Annotated in this window: 15 protein-coding genes and 1 tRNA gene; 7 read left to right on the top strand and 9 right to left on the bottom strand. The window is 62.5% G+C overall.

What is annotated here, in order from left to right:
* Nucleotides 1–67: 67 nt before the first annotated feature.
* From A5712_RS29085 to A5712_RS29075, 3 genes are read left to right on the top strand one after another with little or no spacing between them, the layout of a single operon-like run.
* Entirely contained in the window at nt 68–1585 is a 1518-nt protein-coding gene (locus tag A5712_RS29085) for a TldD/PmbA family protein (RefSeq protein ID WP_068113782.1), read from the top strand.
* Nucleotides 1582–2955, top strand: coding sequence for a TldD/PmbA family protein (locus A5712_RS29080; RefSeq protein WP_068113779.1), 1374 nt, complete (start codon nt 1582–1584; stop codon nt 2953–2955). Before A5712_RS29085 ends, A5712_RS29080 begins: the two co-directional genes overlap by 4 nt.
* Before the next feature lie 10 nt (nt 2956–2965).
* Nucleotides 2966–3793, top strand: coding sequence for a carboxymuconolactone decarboxylase family protein (locus A5712_RS29075; protein ID WP_068113775.1), 828 nt, complete (start codon nt 2966–2968; stop codon nt 3791–3793).
* A gap of 61 nt (nt 3794–3854) precedes the next feature.
* Here A5712_RS29075 and A5712_RS31160 read toward each other — a convergent pair whose 3' ends face one another.
* Nucleotides 3855–4061 (bottom strand): hypothetical protein, encoded by a 207-nt coding sequence (locus tag A5712_RS31160; protein ID WP_156766825.1) that lies wholly within the window; start codon nt 4059–4061, stop codon nt 3855–3857.
* A gap of 823 nt (nt 4062–4884) precedes the next feature.
* On the opposite strand from A5712_RS31160, the gene A5712_RS29070 reads away from it, so the two are divergent.
* From A5712_RS29070 to A5712_RS29055, 3 genes are all read left to right on the top strand, one after another.
* Nucleotides 4885–4958, top strand: a tRNA-Ile gene (locus A5712_RS29070).
* 578 nt (nt 4959–5536) lie between these two features.
* A complete protein-coding gene (locus tag A5712_RS29060; protein WP_231982273.1) occupies nt 5537–6238 on the top strand; it encodes a hypothetical protein in 702 nt (233 codons plus the stop codon).
* A 68-nt stretch (nt 6239–6306) separates the two neighbouring features.
* Complete coding sequence (locus A5712_RS29055; protein ID WP_068113837.1) at nt 6307–7887, top strand: class I SAM-dependent methyltransferase; 1581 nt, start codon at nt 6307–6309, stop codon at nt 7885–7887.
* 60 nt (nt 7888–7947) lie between these two features.
* On the opposite strand, the gene A5712_RS30570 is transcribed toward A5712_RS29055, so the two are convergent.
* The 7 genes from A5712_RS30570 to A5712_RS29030 all read right to left on the bottom strand — a co-directional run bounded on the left by A5712_RS30570 (nt 7948) and on the right by A5712_RS29030 (nt 13912).
* Nucleotides 7948–8850 carry a GIY-YIG nuclease family protein gene (locus A5712_RS30570; protein WP_082973713.1) on the bottom strand — a complete coding sequence of 301 codons (903 nt, stop codon included), beginning with the start codon at nt 8848–8850 and terminating at the stop codon, nt 7948–7950.
* A gap of 44 nt (nt 8851–8894) precedes the next feature.
* Entirely contained in the window at nt 8895–10316 is a 1422-nt protein-coding gene (locus tag A5712_RS29050) for a site-specific integrase (protein WP_068113768.1), read from the bottom strand.
* On the bottom strand, nt 10313–11008 hold the full coding sequence (locus A5712_RS29045) for a recombinase family protein (RefSeq protein WP_068113765.1): 696 nt from the start codon (nt 11006–11008) through the stop codon (nt 10313–10315). Before A5712_RS29045 ends, A5712_RS29050 begins: the two co-directional genes overlap by 4 nt.
* An 82-nt stretch (nt 11009–11090) precedes the next feature.
* Nucleotides 11091–11951, bottom strand: coding sequence for a hypothetical protein (locus A5712_RS31155; RefSeq protein ID WP_156766824.1), 861 nt, complete (start codon nt 11949–11951; stop codon nt 11091–11093).
* A gap of 158 nt (nt 11952–12109) precedes the next feature.
* Complete coding sequence (locus tag A5712_RS29040) at nt 12110–13282, bottom strand: AAA family ATPase (RefSeq protein WP_082973715.1); 1173 nt, start codon at nt 13280–13282, stop codon at nt 12110–12112.
* A gap of 145 nt (nt 13283–13427) precedes the next feature.
* Nucleotides 13428–13685 (bottom strand): hypothetical protein, encoded by a 258-nt coding sequence (locus tag A5712_RS29035; RefSeq protein WP_068113760.1) that lies wholly within the window; start codon nt 13683–13685, stop codon nt 13428–13430.
* Entirely contained in the window at nt 13685–13912 is a 228-nt protein-coding gene (locus A5712_RS29030) for a hypothetical protein (RefSeq protein ID WP_068113757.1), read from the bottom strand. Before A5712_RS29030 ends, A5712_RS29035 begins: the two co-directional genes overlap by 1 nt.
* Nucleotides 13913–15378: 1466 nt before the next feature.
* On the opposite strand from A5712_RS29030, the gene A5712_RS29025 reads away from it, so the two are divergent.
* Nucleotides 15379–16533: a hypothetical protein gene (locus A5712_RS29025; RefSeq protein ID WP_068113754.1), complete on the top strand. Its 1155-nt coding sequence runs from the start codon at nt 15379–15381 to the stop codon at nt 16531–16533.
* Between the two features lie 714 nt (nt 16534–17247).
* On the opposite strand, the gene A5712_RS29020 is transcribed toward A5712_RS29025, so the two are convergent.
* Nucleotides 17248–17472, bottom strand: a complete 225-nt coding sequence (locus A5712_RS29020; protein WP_231982272.1) for a hypothetical protein — start codon at nt 17470–17472, stop codon at nt 17248–17250.
* Nucleotides 17473–18169 lie beyond the last annotated feature (697 nt).

Raw genomic sequence — 18169 nt, 5'->3', positions numbered from 1 at the left:
CTGGCCATGCAGGTAATTAAAGCGGGCGCTGCCGTCGTTCGGGGCGAGCGGTCGTTACGGTGGTGCGGTGACTTCGAACCGGGGGATCGATCCCGACTTCCTGGACCTGCCGCGCCACGAGCTCGCCGAAGCGGCGCTGTCGGCGGCCAAATCGGCCGGGGCCAGCCACGCCGACCTGCGGCTTCACCGTCTGAGCAGCGAAATCATCCAGCTGCGCGACGGCGAACTGGAGACCGCGGTCGTCAGCCGCGAGGTGGGCCTGGCGGTGCGGGTGATCGTCGACGGCACCTGGGGATTCGCCTCCCACGCGGAGTTGGCGCCCGCCGTCGCGGCCGAGACCGCGCGCCGCGCCGTGCACGTGGCCACCACGCTGGCGATGCTGAACAAAGAGCGCGTCGAGCTCGCCGAGGAGCCCGTGTACACCGATGCCATTTGGGTGTCGAACTACCGGATCGACCCGTTCGAGATTCCCGGCCCCGACAAGATCGCGGTGCTGGAGGAGTACTCCGGGCGCCTGCTGGGCGCCGACGGCATCGACCACGTGTCTGCGGGCCTGACCGCCGTCAAGGAGCAGACGTTCTACGCCGACACCTTCGGATCGTCGATCACCCAGCAGCGGGTGCGGGTGCTGCCGTCGCTGGAGGCGGTGACCGTCGACGCCGCTGCCGGCAGCTTCGACTCGATGCGCACGCTGGCCCCGCCAATGGGACGCGGCTGGGAAGCGCTGGCGGGCGACGACGTGTGGAACTGGACCGACGAGCTGGCGCAGCTGCCGTCGCTGCTGGCCGAGAAGGTCAAGGCGCCCAGCGTCACCGCGGGGCCAACGGATTTGGTGATCGACCCCACCAACCTGTGGCTGACCATCCACGAATCCATCGGCCACGCAACCGAATACGACCGCGCGATCGGCTACGAGGCCGCCTACGCCGGGACGTCGTTCGCCACCCCCGACAAGCTCGGCACCATGCGCTACGGCTCCCCGGTGATGAACGTGACCGCCGACCGCACCGTCGAACACGGCCTGGCCAGCATCGGTTACGACGACGAGGGGGTGGCCGCGCAGAGCTGGGACCTGGTGCGCGACGGCATCTTCGTCGGCTACCAACTCGACCGGGTGTTCGCCCCGCGGCTGGGGCAGCCGCGCTCCAACGGGTGCTCGTACGCCGACTCGCCGCATCACGTGCCCATCCAGCGGATGGCCAACGTGTCGCTGCAGCCGGCTCCCGAGGACATCAGCACCGCCGATTTGATCGGCCGCGTCGAGGACGGCATCTACATCGTCGGCGACAAGTCGTGGTCAATCGACATGCAGCGCTACAACTTTCAGTTCACCGGGCAGCGGTTCTTCCGCATCCGCGACGGACGGCTGGACGGCCAGCTGCGTGACGTCGCCTACCAGGCGACGACCACCGATTTCTGGAATTCCATGGAAGCCGTGGGCGGCGCGTCGACCTGGCGGCTGGGCGGCGCGTTCAACTGTGGCAAGGCGCAGCCGGGGCAGGTCGCCCCGGTGAGCCACGGCTGTCCGTCGGCGCTGTTCCGTGGCGTCAACGTGCTCAACACGGTCAGCGAGGGCGCCCGATGATCACCCCGCAGCACGTCGTCAACATCGTTCTGGACGAGGCAGCCAAGCTCGGCGGCGCCAGCGAGACCATGGTGCTGGTCACCGACAGGGTCGAGGCCACGCTGCGCTGGGCGGGCAATTCCATGACCACCAACGGGGTTTCGCTCAGCCGCAGCATCGCCGTGATTTCCATAGTGCGGCAGGGCGACAGCGCGCACATCGGCACCGTGGTCTCCGCCGAGGTGGACCCGCGGGTGATTCCGGGACTGGTCGCCGCGTCCCAGGAGGCCGCCCGCTCGGCGCCGGAGGCCGGTGATGCCGCGCCGCTGCTCGCCGATAGCGGGGTGCCCGCCGATTGGGACGCACCGGTGCCGGGCACCGGGCCCCTGGTGTTCTCCGACGTCGCCGACTCGCTGAGCCGGGGCTTCCTCGGCGCCGATCGGTTGTACGGCTTTGCGCACCACAGTGTTTCGACGACATTCCTCGCGTCGTCGACCGGCCTGCGCCGGCGCTACACCCAGCCCACCGGCGCGCTGGAGATCAACGCCAAACGCGGCGACGCCAGCGCCTGGGCGGGCATCGGCACCGCCGACTTCGTCGATCTGCCCACCGATTCGCTGCTCGAGCAACTCTCGACGAGGCTTGATTGGGCCAAGCGCAGCGTCGCCCTGCCCGCCGGCCGCTACGAAACGATCATGCCGCCGTCGACGGTCGCCGACATGATGATCTACCTGGCCTGGTCGATGGCCGGCCGCGGCGCGCAGGAGGGACGCACGGCGTTGTCCGCACCCGGCGGAGGGACGCGGGTGGGGGAGCGGCTCACCGATCTGCCGCTCACCCTGTTCTCCGACCCGATGGCACCGGGGCTGGCGTGCACCCCGTTCGTCGCGGTGAGTGCCTCCTCGGAGACGATGTCGGTGTTCGACAACGGCATGGAGATCGCCCAGGTGGACTGGATCCGCAACGGCGTCATCAACGCGCTGGCCTACCCACGGGCCACGGCCGAGAAATTCGACGCCACGGTCGCGGTCGCCGCCGACAACCTGGTGATGACCGGCGGGTCGGCGGAGCAAGCCGACATGATCGCGGCCACCGAGCGCGGGCTGCTGTTGACCACCCTGTGGTACATCCGGGAGGTCGATCCGACCACGCTGCTGCTCACCGGGCTCACCCGCGACGGCGTCTACCTGATCGAGGACGGCGAGGTGACCGCGGCGGTCAACAACTTCCGGTTCAACGAGAGCCCGCTGGACCTGCTGCGGCGGGCCAGCGAGGCGGGGGTGAGCGAAAAGACGCTGCCGCGAGAATGGGGTGACTGGGCGACCCGGGCGGCCATGCCGTCGCTGCGGATACCGGATTTCTATATGTCTTCGGTGAGCCAAGCGCAGTAGCGTGTGACAAATGCTGACGCGGTTGGTGGCCCTGTGCCCGGGCGATGGGCGCATGACGGGCCTGGTGCGGCGGGTGTGCGCGCAGACGTTGTCGCTGCCGCCGTTGCCCGCCGCGGTCGAGGTTGAGGGGCCGGAGTCGGAGGCCGAAGTCGCGGTTGCCGAGTTCGCCGAGCAGTTCAGCGCCGACGTCTCGGCGATCACCGGCGAGCAGCGGTCGCGATTATGGAAACAATTGGGCGACCGCACGTTTGACGCCGTCGTGCAGATGTACATAGCCGACTTCGTTCCGCGGGTGCGGGCCGGGCTGGAGGCGTTGGGCGTCGGTACGGAACACCTGGGCTGGGTGAACGGGCCGATCAAGTGGGACCGCGCCACCGAGCCGTCGGATCTGGTGTTCAACGAGTTCCTGCCCGCCGTGGCCCGGATGCGCGCGCTGGACCCGGTCACCTCCGAGCTGGTCCGGCTGCGGGGCGCCGCGCAGCACAACTGCCGCCTGTGTAAATCACTGCGCGAGAGCACCGCGCTGGACGCCGGGGGATCGGAGTCGCTGTACGGCGACATCGAGCGCTACGAGGACTCGCCGGTGTTGGCCCCGCGCGCTAAGGCAGCGCTGCGCTATACCGATGGGTTAATTTGGACGCCTGCGCACCTCGTCGCCGACGTTGCCGCCGAGGTGCGCTCCGGGTTTTCCGAGGCCGAGGCCGTCGAGCTCACCTTCGACGTCATGCGCAATGCCAGCAATAAAGTCGCGGTGTCGCTGGGCGCCGACGCCCCGCGGGTGGAGCAGGGGACCGAGCAGTACTTGCTCGACGCGGACGGGCAGACGGTCTTCAGCTGACGGCCGACATGCGGGCGATGTGCCGTGGCATGCACGGCACCTCGGTGGGCGGAGCTGCGGTCTAGCCGCCGCCTCCGCCGCCGGCGCCGGCTTCGCCAACGTTGTAGTAGTCGATGTCGTTGGGGTCGGCGCTGATCGTGGTCGTGGCCGGGTGCGTTGCCTCGGTGATCGCCACCACGGGTGCCGCAGCCATGGCCGCGATGGCGAGCGCCGCGAAGGCGGCTCGCGCGCCAAGGCGCCGGGGACAGTCGGCCGTAGTTCTGCTCATTCGCAATTTCCTCTCAGGCTTCTTTGACTGTTGGTAATGCGCGCATTAATCGGAGTGTGCGCCCGGGAATCACCACCAAGCGCCCAACAAGGTAACGGGGAAGTTAAGTAAAAATACTCTTTTGTTTCAATCAGCTGGCCGTGAAGTAAATCGCTATTGGCTTGCAGGGCGGTGGATCTAAGCGCGACATTTGAGCGTAAGTCGTTGGGCTGCAATGGAAGCAGCAGGGGAGCCCGTCATCGAGGCGAATCCAAGGATCACCCGCAGCCGATGCAAGCCCCGCGCGACATAGGACCGCCTGTGACCTGCGCGAAGGCGCCGCAGCATCGACGGGAGTTCGCGAGTGCGGCATCGCGTTAAGTTCGCGTTAGCATCACAAAAACCGCGCGATTGAGCCGTTCTTACAACTCGATTGGTAAATTGTTTCCGGCCGGCCCAGCTGGTGTGATCCGCAATTCAAGCAGTCAGAGCCGCTGACACACAAGCCGTTTGGACTTCAATCAGGGGTCGTTTCTGGCCCGCAACGGCGCCCCATGTTCGGCGTCGATGGTCGGACGGCGCCGATAGTCGCGATTCGCAGGCGTGCTAAGCGCCTTTGCTGCGGCGCGACCGGCCCGGGGGCACTGCTTTGTGCCCGCAAACACGCGGCGGCTCACCTTGCCAACCACCCCGATGTGAGCGCGCCGAAACAGTTCGCAACAATTGGCGGCCCCGATGGCGGCTCACCGGCGACGACTGCAGCGCCCGCTGGCGCGTGAGGCACACACCGCCGCTGGGCAGCTAGGAGGAGCGCTAGGGTGATGCTCGCACCCCAACTAGACCGGGGGCGGTAGCTCAGTTGGTTAGAGCCGCGGACTCATAATCCGTTGGTCGCGGGTTCGAGCCCCGCCCGCCCCACAATCCATTTGTCCAGCTAGTGGGCCTGCTCATGCGTCTTATGGCGCGGGGGGCGACAGCCACAGCGGCCGTACGTCCACATCACGTCCACACCCGGACCACGCCATGACATTTGTCAGCAGCTTGGCCAACCTGGCGTGTATTCTGAAGGCGGTCCCACATGCACCGAATGCAGGCAAGCCGTACCAGGCAGCAACGCATCGCTAACCGGGACAGATCCCTGTCGTTCTCGGGCGGCAGGTCAGAGGCCAGGGAGCCCAAAACGCAGTTATCCACCCAAGCTTGGTTTCCCGAGACAACCAGGGCTCTTGGTTGGAGGCTGTACTTGCTTTCCATCTGGTATGTCGCCATTGCGATCACGGTGCCTTTATTGGCCTTCATCTCATGGTTGTGTTTCTGCGCTTGGGTCATCAAGAAGGACCCAGCGCACGCAGCGTCAAACATCAGGGCGACGGGCAGTTTCTACCCGCTGAGGCTTCCCCGGCGTGGATTGCCGTCGCGCAAGTAGCCTGTCAAGGGCGAGTGAGCTTCCCGCGCACGCTTTAACATGCGGCGAAACGTCAGTAGAGTCGCGCAGCGTGGCGCCCTTGACCTCGATGCCAGCCCTCGTCTTGCCGGTAGACGAGATGCACGACCTCGGCCAGAAGTGGTTAGCCGACCAGGCCTTCAACAAGAAGGACGGTATGGACTTCGGCTCGCTGATTGACCTTGCCGTGGGCACCGCTTTGGCGGTCATGCTCGGCGACATACCGCTAGTGACCCCGAGCGCAACTGCCCTACAGCCAAGTCAGCCGGACTGCGTTGAAGTCGGACCTGTCCGGATTGTCGGCGGCGTTCGACCCCAGAACTTTGATGTCGGTTACCGGCCGGACGGCGTACGCGTTGCCTTTGATAGCAAGACTTTGAACGACAACAAGAGCGTCGGCAAGAACTGGCAAAACATGATCAACGACCTAGCAACGGAAGCAACGACGGTGCACAGCCGGTTTCCAAGTGCTGTTGTTGGATTCATCGTGGCTATGCCGACCCCATGCTTGCCGCCGGGAGCACGCACCAACGCGATCGTGGGAACCCTTACTCGACTAGGTGGCCGGAAGCTTGTGGATGAACCGGAACACCGCGCGGAGGCTATGAGCTTCATTTCATGGGATCCTGCGACCGGCCTTATCGACGCGAATCTCCCGGACCCTAAGAGCCCACTTCGAATTGAACGGTTCAGCGATGACCTTGGGAGTGCCTACTACGAACGCTTCCAGGGTCTGCCGCCGCATGCGACCTAGCCCGTCGGCCGAAGACGCGCCGCGTCAAAAGCCTGGCCATGTCGGACCCGACACCGATACTTGTCGGCATGGCGATGTACCCGGCTAAAGCGGCGGCCAATACCGACAAGGTGCGGGGTGGTTACTACACCCCCGAGCCGGTCGCTCAGTTCCTTGCCGAATGGGTGGCGAAGGCTGGCAGCAAACTTCTAGAGCCTTCTTGCGGTGACGGCAGAGTGCTCCGGGAGTTGTCACGGTGGAGCGAGCAGGCCCGTGGGGTCGAGCTTGTGAGCGATGAAGCGGCGAAGGCGCGTCAGTTCGCACCTGTAGTGACTAAGAGCCTCTTTGACTGGCTCACTGGGGCCCAGCGGGGGCGATGGGATGGAGTTGCGGGCAACCCACCGTACATCCGGTTTGGCAACTGGCGACCCGACGAACGAGAGCCTGCCCTGAGGTTAATGCGAGAGGAAGGGCTCAACCCCACCAAGCTGACAAACGCATGGGTGCCATGCGTCGTCGCCAGCACTGTCGCGGCGCGCGAGGGCGGAAGAGTTGGACTTGTTCTGCCCGCCGAGCTTCTCCAAGTGTCGTACGCGGCACAGCTCCGTGACTTCCTGTTGGCGCGTTTCTCCGCGATCACCCTTATCACGTTTGAACGCTTACTCTTTGATGGCGTCACTCAGGAGGTGGTGTTATTCCTAGGGGTTAAGGGCGCCGGCCCGACCGAGATGCGTACAGTGCACCTCAAAGACGCGAGTGGCTTAAGTAGAGTAAGTCTAGATGGGCCTGCTGCCCCAACATTGATGCACGATCACGAGAAGTGGACGAAGTACTTCCTCAAACCCCGTCAAATTCAGTTACTACGAAAGTTGAAGATTTCACCCGACCTGAAAACTGTTGGGAGCCTAGGCTCCGTTGACGTTGGCATAGTCACCGGGAGGAACAGTTTCTTCACATTTTCTGATGCTGATGCCCGCTCGCTACGCCTCAAGCGCTATTGCGTGCCCCTCGTATCCCGCAGCGCTCAGCTGACGGGGTTGATTTATGACGCCACATGCCGGGAAAGTGATCTATTAAGCGGCCTTCGGACCTGGCTCTTAGACGCACCTGCGCAATTCGCTGATCCAAACTTGAAGCGTCACATCAGTTCTGGCGAGTCCGAGGGGGTCCATCTCGGATACAAGTGTTCCCTCCGCAGGCCCTGGTGGACGACGCCCTCGATGTGGCGTCCAGACATCTTCATGCTTCGCCAGATACACGCTGCTCCGCGAATGACGGTTAACGCGGCAGAGGCCACGAGCACCGACACAGTCCATCGCGTCCGAGTGGAACCCGGGGTTGACCCAGTAGCCCTGAGCACCGCCTTCCATAACAGCGCTACATTCGCTTTCTCAGAGATTCTCGGTCGCAGTTACGGCGGCGGCATTCTCGAACTAGAGCCGAGGGAGGCCGAGCTCCTACCCGTTCCGCCGCCCGAATTGGCGACAGTGGACTTGGCCACAGATGTGGACCTGTTGCTGAAAGCGGGCGAAGTTTTGAAGGCTGTCGATCTTGTCGACCGCCACATCCTCATCGACGGCCTTGGATGGTCTCCGAAACAAGTCTCTGAGTGCCAGACAGCATGGTTGGCGCTGAGGGACCGACGACTGGGTCGCAGACAACTGAATTGATGGAGAACGAGCGTTGGGCTAGCGCTTGCACAACCAGATTGGTATTGGTGGCGCGCCAACCTACTCGACGCCCCGGCTCTCCCAGTCGCCGAAGTTGGTCCCTTCCGCAGTAATCCAGTGACGACGGCCATTGCAGGACGTTCCCAGTGCGATCGCACCGGCAGTCGATGGGGAAGGAAAGACGATGTTTCGGGTCACTCGGCCCTTTCCAGCCTCAACCGCGATGGCACCGCTTGCGACAAGTTGCTCGTGCTGAGCTCGGTAGGACGCATAGGCCTTTAGGGTGCTCGCGGCCTTACCGACCGCACCCCAAGACGGTACGACGTATGAGCCAGCGAGCATGGTGAACTCCCCGTCGATCTGTTGCGCCCTAGCGTCAACGCCGCGCTTCAAATGCTCCAGCCGGAAGATCGGTGATGTGGCCGCCTCGATGGGCGTGACAGCCACTGAAGAAGGTAGCGGTACACGGATTGCGTTCACTCCAAGCACAGGCAATACAATTTGCAGCTGCGAGATGAAGTAGTCCATATCTGATGCATCGGCTTCGGGCAGTGCCGGGGCGGCGGGCGTATTGCCGTTCTCCAAGCTGACCCGTCCCGCGCGTCTCGCCAACTCACACAGTCGGGATTCCAGATAACGTCCATGCGCTTTGGTGAGGTTTGCGTCCTTGGAGGTTATGACGACTACTCGATCCCAAAAATCCTTTTCGCGTTGGTGCTGGCGTAGTCGGTCGGCGACGATATCTCCCTCACCGATATAGCAGCGGGTGTTGCCGACCGCAGCTTCGTCATCACCTAGCAACAGATAGGCGCCAGTGCGCCTAGCCTCATCGCGACTGAGAAGGTCTGCCAGATCTGATCGGGCTGCGGACAGGACGTGGCCGGTCCAGTTCGTGATTTCCGCAGTCGTCAGCCCACCGGGTGTCCCGTCGACTAGGAATAGCTTGATCTGCTTCCCGCTCATCGTTCCAGAGACCGCCTCCTGGTATCGCCTCTCACGAAAGCAACTTACGCTGTGTCGGTCTTTCGCAAGCCCAGACTCACGACGTTGCGTGGCGCGTCCGCAACTGGACGCGTAAACGCAGGTGCCGCCGTATCGTCCTCGCGGATGTAGTCCGCGTAGGTAGACAGTGTCAGAACGTAGCTGCTGTGCCCCAACCACTTGCTCACCTGCATGTAGTGCTCACCCGCGGATAGCGCCAGCGTGGCGAACGTGTGCCGCAAATCGTGGAAACGTACCGGCCCCAGGCCCAAAGCCTTGCAGGCGGGCTGAAAGTAGTTGTGGTACAGGTTGTCCACCACCATCGGCTTGGCCCAATCGAAATCGGCAATGTCCACAGCGGCCTTACCGGCGCGGGTGCGCTTGCCGGGGAACAGCGGCGCGTGCGCTATCCGCCTACAACCTTCGGCGTGGCCGGCAAACGGGTGAACTGTAGTCAGATAGTGCCTCAGGTCATCCGCCAGCCAGGGCGCTAGCGGCACTACGCGATCGCTCTTGGCCGTTTTCGGTGTTCCGTCGATCCAGCCACCTGCGGCCTTAGTCTTGGTGCGCCTAATGCGTACGGCCCCTACCGTGCCGGGAATATCCGATAGCGTCACGTCGCCAACCTGCAGGCCCTGAAGCTCAGCAGCGCGCACACCGGTGTAGGCGGCAAACGTAACAACTAGGCCGTACAGGCGGTTGTGGCGTTGGGTCGCGATGTAGTCCGCCACGGCGGCAACCTGCGCACCGGTAAGCGGTCGGTGGGCAAAAGGCGGCTTGCTGCCAGGGGCCGACCGGTTGGGTAGCCGTTTGGTGCTAGTGCGCCTAGTAGATAGGACCGGGTTGGCGGGTATGGCCTGATCCTTCAGCGCAGTGTCCAGGATGCGCTTGAGCGTTCCGACAATGTGCTTCACCGTTTTAGGGCTGCGAACAACCAGGGCGGGAGGGGGTTGTTTGCGCTTGGGCGTAGCCTTGCCGCGTGTAACGAAACTGCGCCGGTACGGCTGTAGCAGGCTAGCGCGCCAGCGCTCTACCTGCGCTGTGGTGATGGCCGCTACCGGCTTGCTACCGAACACCGGGGCGATGTGCGTTCGGTACAGCTTCTCGTAGCCTTGGATCGTAGTTGGGTCCACCGTGCCGGCAAGGCTGTCCAGGTACTGCCGGGCGTAAACCCCTAGCGGCGTATTGGCTTTGGCCTGCGCATCGCTGGGGTTGATGTGGCTAGCCGACTCAAGGGCGTTGTCCACCTTGCGGGCGTGGGCTTTGGCCTTACGCTCGGTCGGAAAAGTCTTGCCGGTGCTCTTATGCAACGGCTTTCCGTCAGCGTCTAGGGCAGGAGCGCCGAACTCGTCTCGCAGCGGCTCGCGCCACCGAACCTGATAGGAGACAACGGGGTTGCCGAACTTGTCCAGCTGTCCTGTGACGCGTTTGCGGATAGTGGCGCTCACGCTGTCACCTGTGCACTTGAAAGCAAGTTCGCCGCCTGTTGCCCCGCTAGCACCTTGGCAACAACGCTTGCGTACCACGCCTTGCCCTTATGGGCCGTAGGTACCTCGTCGGCGTTGAGGCCGCACGCTATCGCTCGGTAGGACCTACCGGCGTTGCGTTCGGACACGATGCGGGCCACAACCTCGTCGGGCAGCTTTGGCCTACGGCCTAGCTGGACACCCTCGGCCCGTTTGACGGCCAGGGCCTCTCTTGTGCGCTCGCTGATACGGTCACGCTCGAAGCGGGCCACCCCGGCGAACATGGTTAGCTGCATCTTGCCTATCGCCGTGCCGGTATCAATGTCTAAGTCGCCCAGCACCATTGCCCAGCCGTTTGGGTGTGCGTAGTCCTCGGCGATCTCCAACGCCACACGAGCGTTCCGGGCCAGTCTGTCTAGTTTGGACACGACTAATCGGTCGGCTTCGTTGTCTGCCAACGCCTTTAGGGCTATCCGAAGTGCCGGTCGTTGGGCGATGGCTTTAGCTCCGCTTACGCCCTCGTCCACATACTCAGCGACAAGCTGCAGATTTCGCGCTTTGGCTATGGCCGCGATGGCTTCTCGTTGCGCCGTAATCGACGCGCTCTGCTCGTCTGTCGAAACTCGTATGTAGGCAACGGCTTTGTTGCCGTCGCGTATGCCGGGGGCCGTCATTTCTCTCCTGTCTGTCCGGTGGCCTGTCCACCAAACGACCGTTTAGTGTACGGGACCGTTCACTGCGTCGCATCCCCTATGGTTAGGGCCTCAGGTAGCGCTTGTGCGGGCTCGGCAGGCCGCGCGTTTCGGCCAGCCGCCAGGCCAGCTCCAATGCCGCCTCGCCGGTCACATGACGCCCCTGGCGGTCGGAGCCGGTGCCGCCAGTGCCACCCTGCCCGCCGGACGGCGAACACCCTTCAACGTTGTCGCCAGCTTCGCCCCAAGTGCCTTTTCCTTGTGGGTTGGGTGGGTAACCCTCGCTGGCTTGGCAATCGGCCCGGCTTGCATACGTTCCCGCCCGGGTGGTTCGGGGTTGGGGTTGGCCTGGGTAGGCCCCGTCGCCTTGGGCAGGGCTATCGGCCGGCAAGCCCCTGGCGGCCCTAGATTCCTCGCGGGTGGCGGTTGAGATGCCCTCGTACATGATCTCTTCCCAGGGTGCCGCTTCGCCGGTACCAACGGCTATCGCTTGCACTGGCTTACCGAGCGTTCTGTCCACGATGCTGTTGGATGCGCCCAGTTGCACCTGCTCGCTGTCAGCCGTGATGGCAAGGGTGATCAATTGCCGCACAGCCTTTTCCGCCGCGTTCTCCAGTCTTGCTCTAGCAGCTGCCTTCACGTGCTTGGCGGCTCCACCATGCGCCCGGCAAACTGTTGCCCCGGCGATGGCAGGCCGTCGGCACCTGTGGCCGTCCCGGCTACTGTGCGCCCTGCAACGGTTCGCAGCCAATTCAGGACTCACCCAGGCCCACCACTCTTCGCTGTATTGAGGTGGCCGCCATGTCTGCAGGGCTGTGACTCTTGAAGGGTCACTGTCTGGCAGACTATCGCTCTCAACCACTTCCGCGTCGATAATCTCTTCGGGTTCGTTGCTGGCTTCGTTCGCGTAGTCGTTGCTACTCATCAGTTTTCCTTTCGGTTGGGGGCAGCCCGGTGCGTTCCGTTGTTACGAACCGTTCCGTTTCCGATTTTCCGAAACGGCGTTTGTGCTGCTCGGGGCATTTCGGAACGTTCGGAACAATCGGACAAACAACAGTTTTCGGAAAAGTCGGAAAGGGTTTCCTAGTCTTCCAGCGCAGTTTGGCGGCACCTAAACCTCCCTCGCCCAACTTTCGTCATGAGGCCAGCTTGCTCTAGGTAGCGCAGCAACTTGCCCGCCGTGTCGGGCGAAACCCCGACCTTGCCTGCGATCATCGGCGCCGTTACGTCCTCGCCCAACTCGTGCGCAATTTGTAGCACTTCAGCGGTTTTCGTACCGTCCGACGCAACTCCGCGTTTCTTTGGATCTAGTTGCAGCACGTCGCTAACGCGGCGGGAGCTGGTGCCGCAGATCGTGAATCGGACCGCTTCGGCGCTCCGGCCAGAGTCGGTTTCAACCTGCACCGGAACAAGCAGGTATTCCAAAGCCAGGTCTTCGGTTCCGGCGCTGTTTTTCTCTTGCGACATGACCCGCATGCCCTCGTCGGACTGGTGGTCTTTGGCGAAGGCGAACACACTGCGGGCAATTTCACCAAAAGCGCTGGAGCCGTTGATGGCTGCAACAATGTCCCCGCCGGGTGCTTTGACTAAGTGCACGATGCCGAAAACGACCCCGTTGATGGCTCTGGCGATACGTGCCCACGGCTCTACCACCTCACGGACCTCGTTGTTCTTGTTGATATCAACCTTGGAGCCGATGGCGCTCATCACCGGGTCAACAAACACGACAGTGATACGGCGTGCCAGGAGGTCTTTGGTTAGCGCCAGTTCGTCCTCGACGCTGGACAACCGAACTTCATTGCCGGCAATTTCGACACAGGGAAAATGCACATAGTTCATGTCTGCGCCGTGCGCCCGCAGACTGGGTTTGACCATGTACTCAACGGACTCTTCAGAAGCGATGTAGGCAACGTGCTGTGGTTTGCCGACGAAGCAACCCGGCATTGCCCCTAGGCTGTAGCCCGCCGCGAAGAATCGGGCCGCAGTGGATTTGCCCGCGCCAGGACGTCCTGCCAGCAACGCCAACGTAGCCAACTGGATACGGCCCCGACCGTCGTATTCCCAACCCCACTCGGGCACATCGTCGCGAACCTGGCTTGCGGTGCGCCATTTGATGATGCGCCCGTCGGCTTCCTCAAAAGGGTCGAAATCAGGCACGTGCCCGTTGAGCTCAAAGCCGTTGTTGCCCAGCCAGTCCTGCTCGCAGCCGCCCTCGTTGTCGGGGTGGACACCGGTCGGTCCCTCTGCTAGAACCATTTTCATCTCCAGGGCGAGGTTCCCGTTCAGTGGCGAAGACTTTCGGGGGCCTCGCTTTTCTCTGTACTACTGGCCTTCGCGCGGCCTATTCGGTTGTGTAGGTCGGTTCGGGCAAGGGGCACAAACTCAAGTGCGTTCCCCACCACTAGTCGTCACGCTGGCGCTCGTATGCCACTAGTTCGCGGTAGGCGGCAAGGTCGGCTTCGGTGACCTCCCCCCGTTCTATGGCCGCCAGCCAATACGGCGTCCAGCTGGGGTGCGGTATGCCTAGCCGGTACCACCTGTTGTTACGCCGGTCGCAGCCGCAGGGGTACAGCCACCACGGCGTGCGCTGTTTCGTGCGCTCCCAGGCCAACACTGCGTCGGCGTCGTAGCCGCCAGGCGGCTTGACCTGCCTAGGCACTATCCCGACACCTTGCAGCTGGAGATCCAAGCCTCGATGTCGCTCAGTGCGAAGTACACCCGATTGCCGATTTTGGTCCGCTTCAAAGGCCGTCTGCCGTAGTAGGCGGCCGTCTTCAGGGTCTTCGGTGTGACGTTGGTCAGGCCCAGCTGGTGAGCTACGGCAACCGCTTCTGTTGGGGTGTAGAACCGCTCGCCCTCCAAAGTCGAGGACACGGTACGAGTCATGCTGTTTCCCTTCGTGTTTGGGCCTCCGCGGGACGGCGGAATGCCTCAATTTTGCCCGTCGCGGATGGCCTTTGTCCACTGTGGCCGAGTTTGCTGGGCGCTCTGCGCATAGCCTCTGAACTGGTCAAACGCAGAAATCTAGGTTGCTAGTTAGATTTTTCTATCGCGCTGTGACGCCAATCCGCACCCGAAGGCGTTGAGCTGCAATGCAAGCCGTCTTTTGCCCCACCCAACGTAACTGGGATGCTCTGCGCAAGGGCGTGCAAAAACCACCCCACGGCGGGACTCTTCTAAACGGGCCACAAACGGACACAGGGGTTCCCAGCCAACACAATCCACAACCGTCTTTTGCTGCCGCGCTTAGGCTTCGGGCCAAAAGAGCCCGATTTGGCAGGGTTGCTCCTAACCTAGCGTTTGGCGGTTCGCTACGGCTAACGCGGCTTAGGACCCATCGGCTTTGTTAGCGCCCGAGCGTCGTTGGGCTCTACCTCGTGCAAGATGTAGCCGTGGGCGTAGTAGGGGCTAGCGGTGTTGTAGCAGTGCGCTACCCGGTGACCGTCGCCGCTGCCGATAGGGCACGTACAAAAGCCTCGCCCGCCCGGCACGTTGGGGTTGTACTCGCAGGCCTCTCTTGCCGCCACTTGGCGTCGCCACCCTTGATCGGCCTGCCGCGCCACAGGCGCAAACGACCGCCTGGCTAGCAGCTTGGTTTCCACCTGGCAGTAATTGCAATCCGTGCAGCCAGGGGCGGGTGGGTGCGTGCCGTGTGCGTGGTGGGCCCTGCAGTGAAAGCAGTAGTCCCGTCCAATGTGCCGCCCGTGAACGTGCTCGGTTTCGCAGCCGATACACCAAAACGCTAGTTGGCTACCGTTAGACGCAGGCCAGGCGTGGATCACCGGGTACCGCTGTAGCTCACGGTCCAAATCCCGAGCCAAAGCGTCAATTTGGTCGCGTTCAGCCACGGTAAACGCCACGTGCTCGCGGCCAACTGCTAAAGCCCCTGCCGCGTTGGCCGCTTCAAGCCGTTCCCAGGTTTCGTCCTTGTACATCACCTATTCCTCCCAGAGCTGAGGTGTTTCGCTAATGGCGTTGTGGTTGAGGTCGTTACGGGGCAAGAGCACACCCCGTCTTGGCGGCGAGAACACTACGTGTTCGGTGCGGCTAAGCTCGTCAGTTTCGGCGGCAAAGGGTTGGACTACAGATTCAAAAGGAGTTTGTGGTCATGGCAATATCGCACTGCGAGCCCTTTCTTGTTGCTGTTCAGGGCATTCCATCGCCCGGTGGGCATGATCATAGCCGACGTCGCCGGTCGCCGCAGCCCAGGTCAGGCACCCTAGACAGCCCAAAACCGCTGCGTCATAATGGTTCTCTAGACGCGGACGCATGAGCCGCTATTCTGCGCTAGGCGTAGGACCCACACTCCGATAGGCGTGCGACTGGGAACTTCCACACGAAAGGCGCAGGATATGTCTAGCGCTGCATTAGATGACCTTTTGACCCTTGCGCCGTTTGGCGCTGATGCCGGTATCAACACCGAAGGCGATGCCTTAGTACAGGTGCTCGCTGACGGAACAGACCTTAATGCGATTTGGTCTGAGCTTCGGGCGCTGTTGTCCACCTGGAACACCGAGCGCAGCGCCATCGCCCAATTGCTCGCCTACGACACCACCAACACCGCTGACGCAATACCGCAATCGGTGAGCGACGAAAGCTTCGAACCTGCCTCTGAATTCGGTGAGCCTACGAGCATTCGGGTCCCAAGCGAGTACCTTTTGCTCGGGTACACGTTAGAGGACTATGACCGCGCCACCCGTTTTACGTGGAAGGCGTTGCGGCGCATGACAGCTGAGCAGGTACGGTCGTCGGTGGATGCGGTGCTGGCAGCCGACAACAAGCTAATCAACGGCCTTATCATGAAGCGCCTGTTTGACAAGACGGCACAGGAAAATGAATGGGGCCACACCTGTTACGGTCTGTGGAACGGCGACGGCGTGGTGCCGCCCGCGTTTGCCGGCAAAACGTTCACCGCCGACCACACACACTATCTTTCTAGTGGCGCTACTACTGTGGACAGCGGCGACCTCGAGACCGCCTTCGACCACATCATCGAGCACGGCTACGCCCAGGACCTTCCAAGCCAGCTGCTTGTGTTTTGCCACCCCAACGAGGAGAAGGCTATCTCCAAGTTTCGCGCTGGCGTCCAGAACAACAACAACGCGCTGGCTAGCTATGACTTTGTGCCCAGCGCAGCCGCCGCGCCGTATTTACTGCCCATCGGACAGCAGATCCAAGGCACGCCCGTTGCCGGAAACTACAACGGCCTGGCGGTGCAAGGCTCTTACGGCCCCGGTCTGATCATCCGTAGCTACTACATTCCGCAGGGCTACCTTTTGGTTACGGCGGCTGCCGGACCCAACCATCCGGCCAACCCGGTGGGCCTGCGGCATCACGATAACGCTGCGTACCAAGGCCTTCGGCAAATCCCGGGGCGCGTTCCTGCGTACCCGTTGCAGGACAGCTTCTTTGCCCGCGCTGTGGGTACCGGTGTGCGGCATCGGGGCGCAGCGGTGGCGCTAAAACTTGGCACCGGGTCCTACACGGCTCCAACGATTCCGGTTTAGGAGGTTCGCAAGATGGCGCAGCACCCTACGGGCGAGGACATGCAGGGCTTGTCAATTGAGGAGCCCAGCGGCTTCCCCTACGGCGTTGCCGGACGTGCCGGCGACTGTCACGGCTACGGACCCAACGGTTTACCGGTTGAGTCGGAAATGTCGTGGGGTAATGGCCTGGTACCCAGCCAGCTACAAAACGCCGGTCCTCTGGACGGCGGCAGGTACCGGGGCACTGCACCCCGTGCAGGAAGCCGCATCGGCGTATCCAGGGACCCGAGGGGATAGCGGTGATGGTCTACAACTGAATAGGGTTGGGCTGCGCGGTGGGTTCGGTAGTGCTTTCCGCCCTTTCACGCTACCGAGTTCGCCTGCAGCGCCTATCTGTTAGCAGCCGTAGGACCGCCTTCCTTCCCTGCCGCGCTAACGGGCAGATCGGCCCCGCAGGTTAATTCCGGTTTCTGCGGGGTCGAACTGTCTACCCTTACAGGTTTTGAGCCAGGCCAGGACGCCAGGTTCGGCGCTTTTGCTCCGTCGACAAACCCTTTACCCGCACGTGCGGATCACGAGGGTCGTCTAGGTGATCCTCAACCGTGACAGTGGGATTTTCGACAACTTGCTCGGCCAGCCATTGCCGGATGATTTCAACCGACCGCTTGTGAATCTCAGTATGGGTGCTTGGGGTCAGCACCCAACCGCCGTCAGGTCTAAGTACCTTCACTGCTCTCAACCGTTCTTGGCCGCCTTCTTGAGCAGCTTGGCCAGGTGCCGCGCGTCTGCAGGCGTCAGAGAGATACCCGCCGCAGAACCATTATCGTGCCGTGCGTTGATCCATACCTGCTCACCCTCATCTTCCACCTGCAGAGGCAGCTTCACGAAGTCGAAGGAAGGCAGGCATTTGCCGTCACCGTCCTCGACGTAGATAACCCCTTCGGCGAGGGTAACCGTCATCATCGTTCCGGTCTCCTTACTGCTGCTAACACAAATCCGCCCGCCGTGAGCGGCTGCCCCCAAAGGTACGCACAGAATTAGCCACGTGCAACGTAGTCTGCTGTGCGCCAGTGCTATTGAGCGCGGAAGGTGTTTGCTGGCCGCCCGTCCATGCGTGTACTAACAACCAGAAACGCCGGAGCCTGCGGAAACGGGTTTTCTCGGGGTCCATATGCGCAAGCGTGCATGTTTGCCAGAACTGTAGAGCGCCTAGCAAAAGACACAAGTTCCGCGCTGGGGTGGGTTTTGGGCGGGGGCATCTTTAAGCACCCCCGTTGCGTAGGGCACCCGCAAAAGACGGGGCTGCGGAACGGGCAACTCGGACCTGGCGAGGTACCGAAGTGGAGGAAGGCGGGCCGTGTCCACACCACGTCCACATTCGCCCGGATAGGTCCCTGCCTGCGGCGTTTGCGAAGTTTGCGAGTAGTGGTCCGATTTTCAATCGGAAGGGTGCTCTGACTAGGGCTTTAGGGGCGAAATTGGGCCGCCGGAAAGGTTAGCAGCGGTTGCTAGAAGCGTAGACCGTCGGACTCATAATCCGTTGGTCGCGGGTTCGAGCCCCGCCCGCCCCACCGTAGAGGTGTATTACCTCGGCTGATGGTTGACATTTCTACTTCGGGTGATGGCTGACAGTGTTTCGGCTGATGCTTGACAGTTA

The sequence above is a fragment of the Mycobacterium sp. E2327 genome (assembly GCF_001672675.1).
In the GTDB taxonomy this organism is placed as follows: Bacteria; Actinomycetota; Actinomycetes; order Mycobacteriales; family Mycobacteriaceae; genus Mycobacterium.
Note: the sequence above shows the minus strand (reverse complement) of the source record. Positions and strands in the feature narration are given on the sequence as shown.

Bases quoted from the DNA above. Each gene is read 5' to 3' on its own strand.
- A5712_RS29080 (WP_068113779.1), top strand. From the start codon at position 1,582: ATGATCACCCCGCAGCACGTCGTCAACATCGTTCTGGACGAGGCAGCC.
- A5712_RS29075 (WP_068113775.1), top strand. From the start codon at position 2,966: ATGCTGACGCGGTTGGTGGCCCTGTGCCCGGGCGATGGGCGCATGACG.
- A5712_RS31160 (WP_156766825.1), bottom strand. From the start codon at position 4,061: ATGAGCAGAACTACGGCCGACTGTCCCCGGCGCCTTGGCGCGCGAGCC.
- A5712_RS29055 (WP_068113837.1), top strand. From the start codon at position 6,307: ATGGCGATGTACCCGGCTAAAGCGGCGGCCAATACCGACAAGGTGCGG.
- A5712_RS30570 (WP_082973713.1), bottom strand. From the start codon at position 8,850: ATGAGCGGGAAGCAGATCAAGCTATTCCTAGTCGACGGGACACCCGGT.
- A5712_RS29045 (WP_068113765.1), bottom strand. From the start codon at position 11,008: ATGACGGCCCCCGGCATACGCGACGGCAACAAAGCCGTTGCCTACATA.
- A5712_RS31155 (WP_156766824.1), bottom strand. From the start codon at position 11,951: ATGAGTAGCAACGACTACGCGAACGAAGCCAGCAACGAACCCGAAGAG.
- A5712_RS29040 (WP_082973715.1), bottom strand. From the start codon at position 13,282: ATGGTTCTAGCAGAGGGACCGACCGGTGTCCACCCCGACAACGAGGGC.
- A5712_RS29030 (WP_068113757.1), bottom strand. From the start codon at position 13,912: ATGACTCGTACCGTGTCCTCGACTTTGGAGGGCGAGCGGTTCTACACC.
- A5712_RS29025 (WP_068113754.1), top strand. From the start codon at position 15,379: ATGTCTAGCGCTGCATTAGATGACCTTTTGACCCTTGCGCCGTTTGGC.
- A5712_RS29020 (WP_231982272.1), bottom strand. From the start codon at position 17,472: ATGACGGTTACCCTCGCCGAAGGGGTTATCTACGTCGAGGACGGTGAC.